Here is a 15,503-nt window from a genome sequence, read left to right on the forward strand (position 1 = left end):
ATCGTATATGACCATAATCGAACGCTTAGAAGAAAAGGTCACTAGGCAAGAAAGCAAGGTAGCAAGAGAGTCAGAAAAACTAGCTGCTTATAAAGAGCAACTAGAGACAGCGATGTTTGCGACGTTCAAAAGGCGTCAAAGCATCAGTCACATGAGTTTTGAAGAAGCTCTTGACCATGCCTTTGGTAGAGAAAGACAATTCGATGATTCTGAATTTAGAAAGGATGAAATGAGTGAATGACAAAAGATTGGAATTTTAATCAACCATTAGAGAGTAAATCAGAAAATCAAGAAGATCCAGATAAAATTGCGGCCTTATTTGGAAATCATCAAGGAGGTAATGATGTAAATTATGAAGCAGCTTTTCAAAAGCGAAAACAAGCACCTGTGACGGAATCAAATCCTAGTTCTAAACCTAAAGTTACAGAGGTTAGAACAGGAAAAGAGACAGATATCACTACAAGTTATCAGCAACATCTTAAAAGACTGATTGCGGATAACAATAGCGATATTCAAAGCAGTCAAAAGAAAATTGAAGAGCTACATACGTTGATTGACACAAAGAATAAAGACAATAAGAAATTGCAGTCCATTTATGATGCGATTTCAGAATTACACTAAGCAGTCCTGATAGGCTGCTTTTTTTGAGAGGTTATAGATGTTTACAACATTTTTTAAGAAAAATCACGACAATAGTGATGTATTTAAAAAGCTGATTCATAGACTATCTGATATGTCTGCCCAAGATCTTGAAAAAATAGACCGACTGCTAGATATCATTTTCACTCCAGATCAAGGATCAGAACAACTAAAAACAGAAGCAACTTATAGAGAAGAAACTTTGGACGACACATTAAAGGAAGCTAAGAATCAACTTCATAAGGAACAATTGGAGAAGAATTTAGAGAGATTTAGGAAAAATAGTCAATAATGCACCAAAAATGGTGCATTTACTTTTTCTAAATGTTATAATGGTGGTATAAAAATAAAAGGAGTTTGCCATGATTGGAAAGAACATAAAATCCTTACGTAAAACACATGACTTAACACAAGACGACTTTGCCCGAATTGTAGGAATTTCTCGAAATAGCTTGAGCCGGTATGAAAATGGAACGAGTTCAGTCTCTACGGAACTAATAGACATCATTTGTCAGAAGTTTAATGTATCTTATGTCGATATTGTAGGAGAAGATAAAATGCTCAATCCTGTTGAAGATTATGAATTGACTTTAAAAATTGAAATTGTGAAAGAAAGAGGTGCTAATCTACTATCTCGACTCTATCGTTATCAAGATAGTCAGGGAATTAGCATTGATGATGAATCTAATCCTTGGATTTTAATGAGTGATGATCTATCTGACTTGATTCATACGAATATCTATTTCGTAGAAACTTTTGATGAAATAGAGAGATATAGTGGCTATTTGGATGGAATTGAACGTATGTTAGAGATATCTGAAAAGCGGATGGTAGCTTAATGGAAATCCAAGATTATACTGATAGTGAATTCAAACATGCTTTAGCAAGGAATCTTCGTTCACTGACAAGAGGAAAAAAGTCCAGTAAGCAACCTATAGCGATTTTGCTTGGAGGGCAAAGTGGTGCTGGTAAGACTACAATTCATCGTATTAAACAGAAAGAATTTCAAGGAAATATTGTTATCATAGATGGTGATAGTTTTCGTTCTCAGCATCCACACTATTTAGAACTGCAGCAAGAATATGGCAAAGATAGCGTTGAATACACCAAAGATTTTGCAGGAAAAATGGTAGAGTCTTTAGTAACAAAATTGAGTAGTTTGGGATACAATCTTTTGATCGAGGGAACTTTACGAACGATTGACGTTCCAAAGGAAACAGCACAACTCTTGAAAAGTAAGGGATATGAAGTACAATTAGCCTTGATTGCGACAAAGCCTGAGCTGTCCTATCTGAGCACTCTTATCCGATACGAAGAACTGTACGCTATCAATCCAAATCAAGCACGCGCAACTCCAAAAGAACATCATGATTTCATTGTAAATCATCTAGTTGATAATACACGACAATTGGAAGAACTGGCTATCTTTGAAAGCATTCAAATTTATCAACGAGATAGAAGTTGTGTATATGATTCAAAAGAAAATACAACTTCAGCAGCAACAGTTCTTCATGATTTACTATTTGGAGAATGGAATCAAGTGGAGAAAGAGATGCTTAAATCTGGAGAAGAAAGATTGAAAGATTTAACTAATCGAAATGGTGGTTAGATCACGAATTTTAAAATATAGTCTATTTAGGATAAAAAAAGTCTTTAAAATCAGAACAACGCATAGTATTAGGTGTTGAAACTTGATACTATGCGTTTTCTTGTAGGAAGATTTACTCCATTTTCTTCTGAGATTGAGTTTTTCCTCATCTATATTTAAGGATATTTGAAAGTTATATTTTAGAAAAACAATTATGGAGTTCTTAATACGGAATCTAGTATAAATGATGATTCAAAGTGGAGTTTTGTATGCTTTTTGCTTTTGTTGAGTATAAAATTTATTAACTGAAGTCGAACTACAAACATTAATTTAAGATGAAGTAAACTGTAACATCCGGAAATGTCTCTTACTAGATTTCAGAATAAATCACTGACATAGGATTAAAAGAACTAAGTATTTCTTTTTGTTTTGAATGAGATACGTGAGTATAGATTTGTGTAACTGATATAGAACTGTGTCCAAGAATTTGTTGAATGTATTGAATATCTATATCATTATCTAGAAGCATTGTTGCAAAGCTATGTCTAAACATATGTGGTGTAATAGTTTTAGATAAGCTATTTTGTTCAACGATTCTCTTTAAAATTAAACGTACACTTTGCTCTGACAATGGTTTAAGTGAATGTTTCCCTGTGAACAAGAAATCATTGGATTCATTTCTTGTTTTATTTATATATGTTTCTAATAAATTGAATGTTTTTTGATCTCCTAAAAATAGGATACGTTCTTTCTTACCCTTTCCTATAATATGGAGTGTCTTATTGGAAAGATTAATGTCTTTGAGATGAATGTGGCAAAGTTCAGAAATTCTGATGCCTGTTGAAAGTAAAAGTGAAATAATTAGTAGATTTCTTTCAGCGTGTTGTTTTTGATAGTCAGTTAATGTTCTTGGGATGAAAACTAGCATTGTCCATGACAATAACATGAGATGTCTTTAAAGCAGGCAGGAGTTGCGTTTTGAACCACTCCACAAAGAAGTCACTCGTCATGCTTTCCTTGTAAACCATGGGAGCTATAAACTCTCCGTCTACCTGTCCTGCAACAATTGAAGTCCGCTAATCTTTTCATAAACTTTCTCCCCTCTAGGAGCCCGTGCATAAGGACGATAGAAGTAGAAATCGATTCCCGTTTCGTCAATATATACGATTGGTAAGTCTTTTAGGTTATCCAAAATATCAACAAATCCAGCGACTTTCTCTGGATTTTGTTCCTTAAAGCTAGTCGTCTTTTTTAAAGTGACCTTAATCTGCTTTAAAGCTGCCCATACTGAAGAACAGCACAATCAAAATGTGCTTCATTTCCCGAAAAAAAGCATTTGGATGAGCCTCTACAAAGGCTTTTAATTCCTCTAAAGGAATCTTTCGCTTTTTGACGGCTTGCTTTTCCGCTCTAAATGTCCTTGTTCACGTAATTTCTTTTCCCAAGTGAAGAGAGTTCTGACGCCAACATCAAAAACTTTGGCTACCTCGACATGGCTGTGTCCCTCTTTGATGTAATATAATGCTCGTTGTTTAAAATCTGTACTATATGCCATAGCTTTATTATGACATACCCGTTTGAAACTAAGCAACTATAATTGGTAGAGAATCATTTCATCTATTCTTTGTTTACCAGTTTATAGAAATGGCTAGTATAGTGTAATTTTAACTTGTCTTCTCCTAAAATATCAAGGACTTGTATGGCCTGTTTCATTTTTTCAATTCCGCTATCTGAATGACGCTTAAATTCAAAGTAACCAGTTGCATAGAGAAAAACTGTCTGTTCATAAAAGTTTAATTCATTATCTAATAATGCTTTTATTTCGGTGATTAGACAAGTACAGTTTGAAAATTCTTCCTTATCTACGCTCAGAATTAGACAATTGATGGCCAACTGAGTGACAATTCGCTTATTTGTTTTATTCAATGAAGAGTAGATGTAATTGTTCAACATTTCCTTTGTTAATAGGAAGTAGGAGTTGTAGTTTATTGTTCGTACACAGTTACCTAATAAAGTGATTTCATAGTAACCCCATTTTTCAACTTTAAAGAGATAATCTGTCAATTGAAGTAATTCTTTATCTGATGGAATAATGCTGGAATCCATTGTATTTAGGATGGATTTTATCATTGTTTTCTCGAAAGAATTTAAAGTGTAATGTGATGAGTCAGAAAGTAGAGCAGCTATATTTTTGATGTTATGTGATGAATATTGCTTACGAATATATTGAACCAAATTAGCGAATAATTCAGCATTAGTATAATCTTCATTATGTAAAACAAGAAACTCATCTAAAGTAATGTGTAATTTGTCTAAAATATTGATAAGTCGAATACAAGATATCTCTGATTCCCCACGTTCGAATCTAGATATTTGAGATTTTGAAAGATGTTCATCTGCTACAGAGCATAGACTAATTTGTTTTCCTTTACGAACTTTTCTAAGTGTGATGCCAAGTTTTGATTTCATAATTTCCCATTTTCCCAACAAAAATTAAATCCGTTTTTATTTATTGTACAATAAATAAAAACGGAAAGGAAGTCCGAGTATGAAGAAAATTTCAAAATTTTTGCCGATTTTGGTTTTGGTGATGGATATTATCATAATTGATGGTGGGTAAAATGCTTAAGTGTACACTTAAGTCTTTAGATACTCTAAAGACTTAAGATTTTATAGATACATAGTATGAAATACAGAGATAAATTTACATAATATCAATTTATTTTAGGTACATTTTATAGAATAAAATACGGTATTTATAATTTGGGAGGTTTTAATTGAAAAAACAGAATTTATTTAAAATATCAAATAATGTACAAGAATATTCGAATGCTTTTAATACTATGCGTTTAAATTTTCAAGGAGAAAATCCTGTTTTTGTTGACCACAAAAGAGAAGATTTACTTCATAATATTAAGCGAATTAACAACGAATATTCCGAATGCTATAAAACAACGCTAATTTACCAATTTCTTTGCAGACGCCTATTTATCTTGGTAGAGAGGTGAATTATTCACAACCGAATCGATTTATGAAGGATACCAATCAAAATTCAGAAGTACATGTTACAATAGGGACAGTTGCTTTATGGTTATTCATAAACTTGTGATATGTTTTTTCCAGTGAGAGAAAATTATTACTGTGTGATAAAATCATGATTAATTGAAATTCTAGCTACGTATTGGTATTTTTAATAATTATCCGTAAATTAAGAATAAATGAATTTGTAGCAACTTAAAGAAAGCATAATATTTGAGCTCCGGCAGTAGCTAACTGTACTAAATATCAAGTAAGGACTATCAATGTTAATAAACCCAAATTTTAAAATAGAGGATTTAGGAGAAAATCAGTTGTTTTTTATCAATAAAAATAAGGGTACGGGATACTATGTTGATAATATTAATCTAAGCAGGCTAAGAAAACTTGAAGAGCAAGGAATTTTTTTACAACCTTTGAAAAAAATTGGTTATTATATAGAAGAAAATATGAATATTCCCATTGCAAAATTAAGTTGGACTAATAACCTTTACCCTAATTGTAATTTATCCAGTAATACCGTTTTTTATTTGCTTATATCAATGTTTATGATTTTCCTTAGCGTTTTAGCATTAACAGTTATGAAATTTCCATTACCAGATATAAATAATCTCAAAATGGAGGGGATTGGGTATGTATATATATTAGGGATATTTTATACTGGTATATATTTGATACATGAAAACTTTCATATTATTGTAGCAAGGTTACAAGGGATTGAGGTAAAAAAAATAGGGTTTAAGTTTAAATATTACATTTTTCCAATTGCTTTTGTAAAAATTTTGCCAACAGGCAAGGATAGAGTTAGAGCTAATATCGCTTTAGCTGGAAATGTTGCAGATTTATTACTATTAATAATTTATTATTTTATTTGCTTGATATCAAAGAATGTTTATTTTTATTACGTACTTTTTTTTCAATTTGGTTTAGCATTTTGGAACTACAATATTTTATTGCCAACAGATTTTCATTTATTTTTAATATCATACTTTAAAAGACGTAATTTTAGAAGCAAAGCGCTTAATTACACAAAAGATTTCTTTTTCCATCCTTCGTTCGAAAAGATTACAAAGATAACTAAGACTAATGTCATATATCTATTATATGGTGGTGCTACAACATTTTTTTTTATTTATATCTATTTCAGTTTATTTTGGATGGCATATATATATATAATTAAAGGAGGGTGATGCTATTGTATTTTAAAAGAGAATCATTATTTAATAATAGTGATAAGGAAAAGCTTATAGATATTGACACTGACTATTTTAAAAAAATAAAAAAAATTGAAAACAAATTGGATTCCATAACAAATGAACTATTAACCGTTTTGAATGTTGAAATGCAATCATTTTATGAAATTAATAATAAGATTGCTTTGAAGAAGCTGATGAAGTTGAAGAGAAGTATAAAACAAAATAAGAAAATTAAGCAAAATTTTAGCTCATTTAAAGAGATTGATGCTTTAATCAGAAAAAGAGAAATTTATAAAGAAAAACTTGTTTCTTTAACGAATCAGCTAGAGGAAATTTTTCAAAAAAGAATAAATAATTATGATTTTTTTATGAATGATCCCTTATTTGTTAGAGCCTTAAATTACACGAATAGAGATTTTTTTGAAGAATTAAATAAAAATAAGAGAGAGAAGGCGACATTAAGCATAAGAAAAGAGAAAAGCTTGTATAACTATATTCAAAGAGCAACAGTTAAATGTAGCCCTCTATCTTATTTCGGTACAACTGTATTTGAGGGAGATGGTTTAGACAAAATTGATAGTTTTAATAATAATAATATTTACATTACAATATTATTATTTGCTCTATCTAATATAGATAGTACAAAGTATAAATTAAGATATAGATTCGGTCCATTGATTGAGGATAGAGGTAAGATGTTTATTTTACACGAGAAATATTTTCTATCTAGTCAGCACAAACCATGGATATTAAAAAGGGAAGATAGAGCATACCATAACTCCTTAATAGAGTTATTTAGAATTATGTTTAATAATAATGACTCAGTTTATGGTGAATATATTGAAGATATGTTAAAAGATAGTCCTTTTTTTGACTTTGATTTTTTAGTTTCATCTGAGTTAATTTATATAGACTTTAATTATTATTTGAAGAATCCTCAAAATCTGCTAACCCTATTGTATAACGATAAAATGTTTAGTGATAAAAAAAATCTGCTTAATTATTTGAGAGGCGAAGTCAATCCTGATATGGAGCAGATGATAAAAAAAGAGTTTCATGAGGTACTTAATTTTATTGACAATAGATCAATAAAAAAAAGATTTAAAGATTTTATAACTCGCGTCCCCCTTATTTACCATAATTCTTATTCATTAGGTAGTGTCGACAAAGAATTCAATATAGATGTTGAATGTTTTAAGGATTTTATTGAGGAAAATACTTTATCAAAGCTCTACACAACTTGTATGGTTCAAGTATCAAGTAAGTTTGGAAATACAAATGTATTAGAACTGTTAAACTATATAAATGATCACTTTAAAGAACTAATTACTCACACAAAACCTAGTATTACCTATTCTGATGTAAAAAAAAGCCTATTAGTTTTTTTTCAAAAAACCAATGATGGGATGATTTTAGAAAATAATTTAAATATAGGAGTAGGGGTTCTTTCAAGAGAATTGTCATACTTGAAATCTTATAACTTTGATATTTTTCAAAAGTATCATGAGAATATTCAAAAGTTGTTCAATAATGAAGCGGAGGTGTATGAATTAGTGATAGATTCTGAAAGTTCAAATAACCTTCGTGAAAGTTTTTCTAATTTTCCGAAGCTTTATTGGCCATATGATATTAAATATTTAAGTTTTCATATTGATGATAATAGATTACAATTTTTATTTAAAGGTAAGCCTATTAATCTTATTTATACTGGTGCGGTTCCTTATCATTTATTTTTTGGAACTAAACGTTTATTGCTAGAAATTATTCACCCGTATAAAGTGAACTATGAAAGAATGAAAAAAAGTAATGATGAAAAGAGGAAGAAGAAGGTTTTATCTAGAAACTATTTTCAAAATATTAGTAATAAAACAAATTTTGAATTTTATCTATTTATTCATAATTTTTTTGAGGAGAATAAACTACCAAAAGAATTTTTTTTAACGGAAAAATCTTCTTTTAGGAATAACAAACCAGTTTGGTTTTCACTTGATTCTTCAAACTCTTTAACTATTTTAAAAACTATTCTAGATAAGAGGGATTACGACTTACATGTAGCTCTTCCCAATAGTTTTGAAAGTAAGACAACAGAATATGTAGCTTGGTTAATAGAAGGTTATTAGTATGTGGTACAGTTTTCATATTTATGGTATAGAAGCAATAAATTTTTTCAAAACTATTTCAAATGATAAATATAAATCAATAAAAAAATTTTTTATTTATTATATGGATGTGGAAGGATTTCATGTTCGTTTGAGAATCTTTTTAGAAAATAAAAATAAGAAAAATGTGATTTTCAATGATTTATCAAAAGATTTTAATGAGTACATTATTTTAGAAAAGTTATATGATCCTGAATACAATATTTTAGGAGAAAAGCTAGATACTTATGAGGAGTATTCTGCCATCTTGTCTAGAGATATTATTGAAAAAAATATATATAAACCGTCTTTTAACTTTATTAAAATAGCGATTTTTAATTTTGTTTCTGAAATTTTAGCAGATGATACACTATATTTTTTAGAAAAATATATAGATTTTTGGAAAGGTTCTTTCTTTATAAGAAAATTTCACTCAGTTGTTTCAAATTTCAATGAAGATTGTGGAGATTTGGATTATTTTGAAATACTGAGTCAATATTGGATTAAGGAAGCTGAGGCTATCCGGAATAATTTAGATTATGAAAGTATCAACAGTTCATTACTATTTAAAATTTGTCATATGACTTTTAATAAATTAGGGTACACAATTGTTGATGAAGTAAATCTTTTTGAGGAAATTTTAAATGAACACCAGGGAGTAAAATATGGAAGGTATTAATATTCAACATAAAGAATTGATTTCACCTAGAGGAATTAAAGGTGATGTGAGACTATTTTTAAGTAGAGTGTCAACAAAAGGATATCCTGAGCTTCCTTCCTCTATGTCAGGGGCTGGAACAAGCCCATTTAATGATAAAGACAGAGGGATATTTCTTTCAGAGATGGAAGCTATTGAACGTATAGCGAATAGTATAAGTACCAGTCGTTGTCTTGTATCTGATGCAGAGTCTCTAGGTGATTTGGCAGCAGATATGGATGAATTTCCTACTATTTCAAAAATAAGCGAGCCAGCTTCCATTAATAATGAATTTAGCTCTAAGAAGCTATTGCGATGGGTACAATCTATTGAGATACAAAGTAAAAGTCGGAAATATATCCCATTAGAATTCGTTTGTTTATACACAAATCGCCTATTTAATGGGGAGGGCATTACTAATCCTATATCAACTGGTATGTCCGTACATGATACTTATACACTTGCTATTTTGAATGGAATTTATGAAGTGATTGAAAGGGATGCGATTGCTTTAACATGGTTATTGCAGTATCCTGGGAAAAGAATAACCAATAAGCCATATGGATTAGATTTTAATGTTTTTGATAATGAGTTTTTGGGAAATACAGAGTTATATGATGTCTCAACGATTGACGGAATATATACATTTTGCTTAAAAGCCAAGAGTTATCATAATCAAAATATTTCTACAGTGTTGATGTTTGCTACTCATATTAATCCGATGGAAGCATTAAAAAAACTAAAAAAGGAATTAATTTCAGTAATCTATAGTATGGTTGAATCTAGTAAATTTTTCCCAGATATTATTAATCAGAATTATAATGATTTTGTCTCTGTGGAGCAAGGTGGCTTATATATGGCTCATCAAAAAAATCAGGATTATTTTAACTTTTTTAATACAGCTCAAGAAATTGTTTTTGATGAAAAGTTCAATAATATATTTGAGAATGAGGGTGAAGAACTAAAATATATCAAAGGTCTGTTGAAAAATAGAAGTATTTATGTTACAGACTTAACAAATCGTGAATGTAGAGAGAGGGGCATAAAAGCTGTTAAAGTAAATATTCCATCTCTGCAACCGATTTCGTTTGTTCATAGAAGTAGATTTTTATGTCATAAACGCATAAAAGAGTATTCAATAGAGAAGTTGGGTCATTATGAATTTGAAAAACTGAACTTAATGCCCCTACCCTTTTCGTAGTAGAAAGTGAGAGCAATCATTTATGAAAATTATCGTTTCGGGAATCAGTACTGTACTTAATGAATTTTATAATGAAGCGCAGAAAGTGTTTACTAATCAAGGTGATACCGTTTTGTATGAAGCTTATAAAATTGAAAAAAACTATTATGATAGTGACATATTGTTTCTTGTTTTTGATGGTATGCCATTAAATTTTTTTGAAAATCAGAGTATTTATAGTACTGGGATTATCATTCCGATTTTTATAGACTCTAGTAAATTTTACGTAGGCGGAATATTAAAGCAGTCTTATCATAAAGGGGAAGTTTGTGGGAAATGTATGCTTGGTAGAATGAAAGAATTTATTGGTGTTAGTCCGATGTATGATTGTATTTTTTCTCAAACTAATTTCAATCCAGTAATGGTTAGAAAAATAACTATTTATAATTTTATGAGAAGTCTTTTCTCATATATTATAAAATCAAACAACAAATTATGTCAAAACATCTTAGTATATTCTTTTGATATGAATACTTTTTTTACAAGTTATCAGATAGGATATACCAAGTGTCCTAATTGTGATTTTAATGATTATAACCAAATTGATAAATTATTCGATGAAATGGAGTTCTTATGATAAGCTTTTTTAATGATCCTATGGTAAAGTTCCCCAAGTATCCGTTCTTGTTGCCAACTATTTCTATTTTTGAAGATTCAGGTTATATTTTTTATGGTTCTATTGATGGGCCATTTAAACTTAATGGTAAGAAAACATATGAAGTTGTTTCAAAGATTATACCCTTAATCCGAAAGAAACATACTGTTTTTGAAATTATAGAAAAAACGTCTTTATCTGAAGATGTTGTATTCAAATTTCTACAGATTTTGTATATAAAATCATGTCTAGTAGATTATGTAGAGTATGAAAGGTTGAGTTTAAATGATAAAAATCTGCTGACTTCTTTGTCTCATCATAAGAATTATCATTCCCTAGCTGATTATAAAGTCTCTTTAGAAAAAAGAAATATTTTTATTTCATCTCACTTTCAAAAACTTGTTTCCCGATTAGCTGCCCTGCTTACGGAGGTAGGCTTTAAGATTATAGATTCAGCCAATGAAATAGATAATGATACATTGATTTTATGTATTAACAATACTACAATTATTGAAAATTACTACCAAAATAATGAAGTGATTTATTTTGGTATTCAACGAGACTATTTACAAGTTGGTCCAGTTTTTTTTGATAAGGCAGTAAAACCGTCAATGTATATGCCAGACATTGATAGTAACAGTTTTATTAATGAATTGAATTGGTGTAGTCAAATAGCATCTATGATTATTAGTTTTTTTATGGAATGTAGCCAAACAATTCCCGTAGATCGATTTTATATTATTGATGCTAATGGAGAACTAAGTAGTACTACGAAAATTCCTTATTTTAAGAATTTTACTGGTGTAAATAAAATTGTAGCTGAATATGAAGATTCTTGTAAATTTCTTGCAACTAAATATCTTAATAAAAATAATCATTTGGTTCACTATAAAGATTCTAATTTAAAGCTAACATTTAACAATAATACTTCAAGTTTTTGGGAGAAGTTGCCTGTTGAACAAAAATTTAAATCTTCTAACATTGATAACCTTATAAAGAGTATTACTGATTTTAAAGAAAATAGTAATAAAAAATTTAGTCCAACTGGTGGCGGTCTAAATTCAACATTGTTATATATCATAAATTATGATGATGATGAGCTGTATGGCAGAGGAATCTATTATTATTCAAATATAGATAAATCCTATTATAGAATTAACGATAAAGTGGACAATCCGAGTATGGAGGAAATTGTTCGACATGATTCGCATCAGTATAAGTGTATTATCGTACCTGTAAGTGATATATCTGTTATTGCATCTAAATACAATGAATTCGCTTTTAAAGTTGCAAACTTGAATCTTGGAGTAGCTCTATCTTATATTTTTGAAAAAGCAAGTTCAAGTAACGTTTTGGTAGATATTATATTTGAATTTGATGAAGAGCAATTGCTAAAATGTTTTTCAACGACTAATAATAGTGAAAGTATTGGATATGCAGTGGGGATAAAAAATGATTAAAAAAATTGTACAAGAAACTAGAGTTTCTCTTGATAAAAAAAGATTATTACAGTCATGCTTGTTTGAAGATAATTATGTAAATATTGGAGAACGATCTTTAAACTCAAGGGAATCTTATAGAGAGTTTTCTAAGAATGTAGCTCCAAAATCTACTTTAGAAGATCTAATGGATTATTATGAACATTTCAAACAAAACCTTTCTCTATTTTCTTTGACTGAAGATGATGTAAGCTTTTGTTTCGTAGATAATAAATCAATGATTTCTAGAGAGAAAAAAATTTATAAAATTATTAATAATAATGTTGAAGAAATTATATCAGAAAGTTTGATTACTAAAGATTCGCTATATATACAAGAAGAAATGCACAATGCAACGGTTGTTATCTTTTTCTTGTGGAATACTCAAAATTTGGAAAACGTTGATACAGTTTTTTACAAGGATATTCTCTTTATCAGCGGATTTCTTGGACATCAGTTATCAATTTTAGCTACTCGAAAAGAAACTAGAGGAACAGTTTTTGCGGGAATTACACTTGTTGAATTTTATGGTCTGACTAAGAATTCTTTGAATACCCAAATGCCAGTTTTCGCGTTTGCAGTAGAATAGGGGATAAAAATGGAAAAATTAGTTATATCTAATGTTGTTAAAACATACAAAGACACAGTTGCTTTAAGGGATGTGAATCTAGAATTGGAAAAAGGTAAGAGGTATTTTTTACTTGGAAAAAACGGATCAGGAAAATCTACTTTAATTGATTGTATCGCAGGGCATATAAGCTATACGGGCAGTATTACTTATAATAAAAAGGTTCAATTTTATAGAGAAATAGCTTATCAACCTCAGCATTTTAATATACTAGAAAATTTGAAAGTGTCAGAAGTAATCAATTTTTTTAAATCTTCGGTCTCGTCGTATCGGTTTGATCAGGAGCTCTATAATTTTCTTGAGATTGCTAATATTTTAAAGAAAAAGGTGAAATCTTTATCAGGTGGACAGCGTAAATCCCTATCAATATTCATTTCATTGGTAATGAATAAGAAAATTGTAATTTTGGATGAACCATTTTCAGAGTTGGATTTTGAAAAGAAAAAAGAACTCAATCAGTACTTATCCCAAAATTATCTTGATAAATTATTCATTGTTATTAGTCATGAATTAGAGGATATGCAGTTATTCACGAGTGATTTGATAATTTTAGATAATGGTAATGTCAAGTGTTGTGGAGACTATAATAATCTGTTTTCTAACTATAAAGTGAATACCATAGAAGATTTATATTTGGCAGTTACTGGGAAGACAATATATGAAAAGAGGATTTAAATATTGAAAAAAATATTACGGATGACTAAGTTTAGTTTTTTAGAAAATATGAGAAATTATGGAATCATTATCAGTTCAATTATTCCATCTACTGTATTTTTAATTATTGGTCTAGCAATTAAAAATATATTAAATAACACAGATCTTATAAGTTTGTTACTCTATGGGCAATTTTTACCTATGAGTTTGATGCTACTCGTTTTATCATTCTCTTTCACTTTAAACATTAGTAGTTTTACAGAAAAAAGACAAACAAATTTTTTTAATTTTTTATCACATACTGATGTTAGTAATCTAGAATTTTATATTGGTACTTTTGTAGCTATGCTCTTGTTGTTTAATGTATTCCAATTACCTCTTTTACTTTTGTTTTTATCAATAGTGAAAAATATGTATACTCACATTATCCATCTTAGTATTGCTTCAAATATTATTTTTATAGTGATGTATCCATTAGGAATATTAATTTCCTTATTTATTAAGAGTATGTCTAAAGTTAATGCAATCATGACACCTGTAAATTTGATATTGATGTTTTCAATCTCAATGCCAACTTTATTCGCTAGTTTATTAGGAAAGGAAGTCACGATATTTTACACGTATCTTTTTTGGAATCCTCTGATAATTTTGAATGATTTTATTTTATTTGAAATGAATATAAGTGAAAAAATGTGGTTATCCAAAGAACTCTCTCTCTTTTTATTGTTTATCTTGTTTTTTGTATTCACTTTAGCGGCTTATTGTTTGGAAAAAAGAAGAATTCAGGAAATTTGAAAATATCTCCTATTAAAAAATAACTTATCTTACGACATAAATGTCCCCCGGTACTAGCAGGTTAAATTCTATTTTAACCTGCTAGTACCGGGGGAGATTAAAAATACGTAAATTGTAATTGAGAGCGGTGATAATCTTATGCAACAGTTAATGTATTTTTAAATTATAAAGAGAGGAGGAATAGAATAATGGAACATATTCTTGAAGAAATAAATCCATTTATTACTGAAGAACTTTTTTTGGAAGAACAGTTAGAAATGGATAATATGGCAGCTTCATGGGGCAGTGTTAGCTCAGTAAGTTCAGGTTCTTGTCCAGCATCAACGGTTGCTTCAGCTTCTTCAGCTTCTAGTTTTGGGTAATAACGACATCAGTAAAATATTTTAGAAAAGGATAAAAATGGAAAATATTATTGATATTGAATTAGTAAGTTCAACGGACATTTTTGTAGAGGAACAGTTGGAAATGGATAATATGGCTGGAACATGGGGTTCTGCTTCAACATTTTCCTCTGCATCGACTTTTGGAGGTTGTGCAGCTACTGCTTCAAGCGGAGGCAGTGCATCGTCCTTCGGTTAGTTTGCATAATTTATCATAGAAAAAGGGTATTGAAAATGGAAAATATTTATAACACTACTATCTCTACTATTAATCCCAGTGTTATGGAAGATGTTTATATAGAAGAGCAATTTGATGAAGCGGAGCTAGCAGGTTTCACTTCTGCGGGTTCATTTGCGACTGGAGGTAGCTTAGCATGTGCTGGTAGTTGCGGTAGCTCTATATCATCTGCTTCCTCAGTATCTAGTGCAGGTGACTAAT

19 protein-coding genes and 2 pseudogenes are annotated in these 15,503 nt (G+C 29.7%); 18 read left to right on the forward strand and 3 right to left on the reverse strand.

From position 1 onward, the window contains the following. Window positions 1–7: 7 nt before the first annotated feature. The 5 genes from HW098_RS06425 (at window position 8) to pezT (ending at window position 2,248) form a co-directional block, all read left to right on the forward strand. Window positions 8–241, forward strand: a complete 234-nt coding sequence (locus tag HW098_RS06425) for a DUF5965 family protein (protein ID WP_000152417.1) — start codon at window positions 8–10, stop codon at window positions 239–241. Then, window positions 238–621 (forward strand): DUF5945 family protein, encoded by a 384-nt coding sequence (locus tag HW098_RS06430; RefSeq protein ID WP_000159212.1) that lies wholly within the window; start codon window positions 238–240, stop codon window positions 619–621. The genes HW098_RS06425 and HW098_RS06430 overlap by 4 nt, the downstream gene beginning before the upstream one ends. Before the next feature lie 37 nt (window positions 622–658). Then, a complete protein-coding gene (locus HW098_RS06435; RefSeq protein WP_176139597.1) occupies window positions 659–931 on the forward strand; it encodes a hypothetical protein in 273 nt (90 codons plus the stop codon). A 70-nt stretch (window positions 932–1,001) separates the two neighbouring features. After that, on the forward strand, window positions 1,002–1,478 hold the full coding sequence (gene pezA / locus HW098_RS06440; RefSeq protein WP_176139598.1) for a type II toxin-antitoxin system antitoxin PezA: 477 nt from the start codon (window positions 1,002–1,004) through the stop codon (window positions 1,476–1,478). Next, complete coding sequence (gene pezT, locus HW098_RS06445; RefSeq protein WP_176139599.1) at window positions 1,478–2,248, forward strand: type II toxin-antitoxin system toxin PezT; 771 nt, start codon at window positions 1,478–1,480, stop codon at window positions 2,246–2,248. The genes pezA and pezT overlap by 1 nt, the downstream gene beginning before the upstream one ends. A gap of 349 nt (window positions 2,249–2,597) precedes the next feature. Here pezT and HW098_RS06450 read toward each other — a convergent pair. The 3 genes and pseudogenes from HW098_RS06450 to HW098_RS06465 form a co-directional block, all read right to left on the reverse strand. After that, a pseudogene (locus HW098_RS06450) lies at window positions 2,598–3,128 on the reverse strand (tyrosine-type recombinase/integrase); the annotation flags it as partial. A gap of 4 nt (window positions 3,129–3,132) precedes the next feature. Next, window positions 3,133–3,782, reverse strand: a pseudogene (locus tag HW098_RS10545) (IS630 transposase-related protein); the annotation flags it as partial. 62 nt (window positions 3,783–3,844) lie between these two features. Continuing rightward, window positions 3,845–4,696: an Rgg/GadR/MutR family transcriptional regulator gene (locus tag HW098_RS06465; RefSeq protein WP_176139601.1), complete on the reverse strand. Its 852-nt coding sequence runs from the start codon at window positions 4,694–4,696 to the stop codon at window positions 3,845–3,847. A 79-nt stretch (window positions 4,697–4,775) separates the two neighbouring features. On the opposite strand from HW098_RS06465, the gene HW098_RS06470 reads away from it, so the two are divergent. From HW098_RS06470 to HW098_RS06530, 13 genes are all read left to right on the forward strand, one after another. Next, window positions 4,776–4,847, forward strand: a complete 72-nt coding sequence (locus HW098_RS06470) for an SHP2/SHP3 family peptide pheromone (protein ID WP_176139638.1) — start codon at window positions 4,776–4,778, stop codon at window positions 4,845–4,847. Between the two features lie 682 nt (window positions 4,848–5,529). Next, window positions 5,530–6,453, forward strand: a complete 924-nt coding sequence (locus HW098_RS06475) for a site-2 protease family protein (RefSeq protein ID WP_176139602.1) — start codon at window positions 5,530–5,532, stop codon at window positions 6,451–6,453. 5 nt (window positions 6,454–6,458) lie between these two features. Next, window positions 6,459–8,579, forward strand: a complete 2,121-nt coding sequence (locus HW098_RS06480; RefSeq protein WP_176139603.1) for a hypothetical protein — start codon at window positions 6,459–6,461, stop codon at window positions 8,577–8,579. A 1-nt stretch (window position 8,580) separates the two neighbouring features. Next, on the forward strand, window positions 8,581–9,276 hold the full coding sequence (locus HW098_RS06485) for a lantibiotic dehydratase C-terminal domain-containing protein (RefSeq protein ID WP_176139604.1): 696 nt from the start codon (window positions 8,581–8,583) through the stop codon (window positions 9,274–9,276). Further along, on the forward strand, window positions 9,263–10,495 hold the full coding sequence (locus tag HW098_RS06490; RefSeq protein ID WP_101514494.1) for a YcaO-like family protein: 1,233 nt from the start codon (window positions 9,263–9,265) through the stop codon (window positions 10,493–10,495). Before HW098_RS06485 ends, HW098_RS06490 begins: the two co-directional genes overlap by 14 nt. 22 nt (window positions 10,496–10,517) lie before the next feature. Beyond that, window positions 10,518–11,111, forward strand: a complete 594-nt coding sequence (locus tag HW098_RS06495; protein ID WP_075567433.1) for a hypothetical protein — start codon at window positions 10,518–10,520, stop codon at window positions 11,109–11,111. Next, complete coding sequence (locus HW098_RS06500) at window positions 11,108–12,589, forward strand: hypothetical protein (RefSeq protein ID WP_176139605.1); 1,482 nt, start codon at window positions 11,108–11,110, stop codon at window positions 12,587–12,589. The genes HW098_RS06495 and HW098_RS06500 overlap by 4 nt, the downstream gene beginning before the upstream one ends. Continuing rightward, window positions 12,582–13,196, forward strand: a complete 615-nt coding sequence (locus HW098_RS06505; protein ID WP_176139606.1) for a hypothetical protein — start codon at window positions 12,582–12,584, stop codon at window positions 13,194–13,196. Before HW098_RS06500 ends, HW098_RS06505 begins: the two co-directional genes overlap by 8 nt. 9 nt (window positions 13,197–13,205) lie before the next feature. Next, window positions 13,206–13,910 carry an ABC transporter ATP-binding protein gene (locus HW098_RS06510; protein WP_176139607.1) on the forward strand — a complete coding sequence of 235 codons (705 nt, stop codon included), beginning with the start codon at window positions 13,206–13,208 and terminating at the stop codon, window positions 13,908–13,910. A gap of 3 nt (window positions 13,911–13,913) precedes the next feature. Further along, on the forward strand, window positions 13,914–14,684 hold the full coding sequence (locus tag HW098_RS06515) for a hypothetical protein (protein ID WP_176139608.1): 771 nt from the start codon (window positions 13,914–13,916) through the stop codon (window positions 14,682–14,684). Window positions 14,685–14,872: 188 nt separating this feature from the next. After that, a complete protein-coding gene (locus HW098_RS06520) occupies window positions 14,873–15,046 on the forward strand; it encodes a thiocillin family RiPP (protein ID WP_176139609.1) in 174 nt (57 codons plus the stop codon). Between the two features lie 37 nt (window positions 15,047–15,083). Then, on the forward strand, window positions 15,084–15,263 hold the full coding sequence (locus HW098_RS06525; RefSeq protein ID WP_176139610.1) for a thiocillin family RiPP: 180 nt from the start codon (window positions 15,084–15,086) through the stop codon (window positions 15,261–15,263). 35 nt (window positions 15,264–15,298) lie between these two features. After that, window positions 15,299–15,502 (forward strand): thiocillin family RiPP, encoded by a 204-nt coding sequence (locus HW098_RS06530; RefSeq protein WP_176139611.1) that lies wholly within the window; start codon window positions 15,299–15,301, stop codon window positions 15,500–15,502. The last annotated feature ends 1 nt before the right edge of the window (window position 15,503 follow it).

The sequence above is a fragment of the Streptococcus sp. 1453 genome, from assembly GCF_013276955.1.
Classification (GTDB): domain Bacteria; phylum Bacillota; class Bacilli; order Lactobacillales; family Streptococcaceae; genus Streptococcus.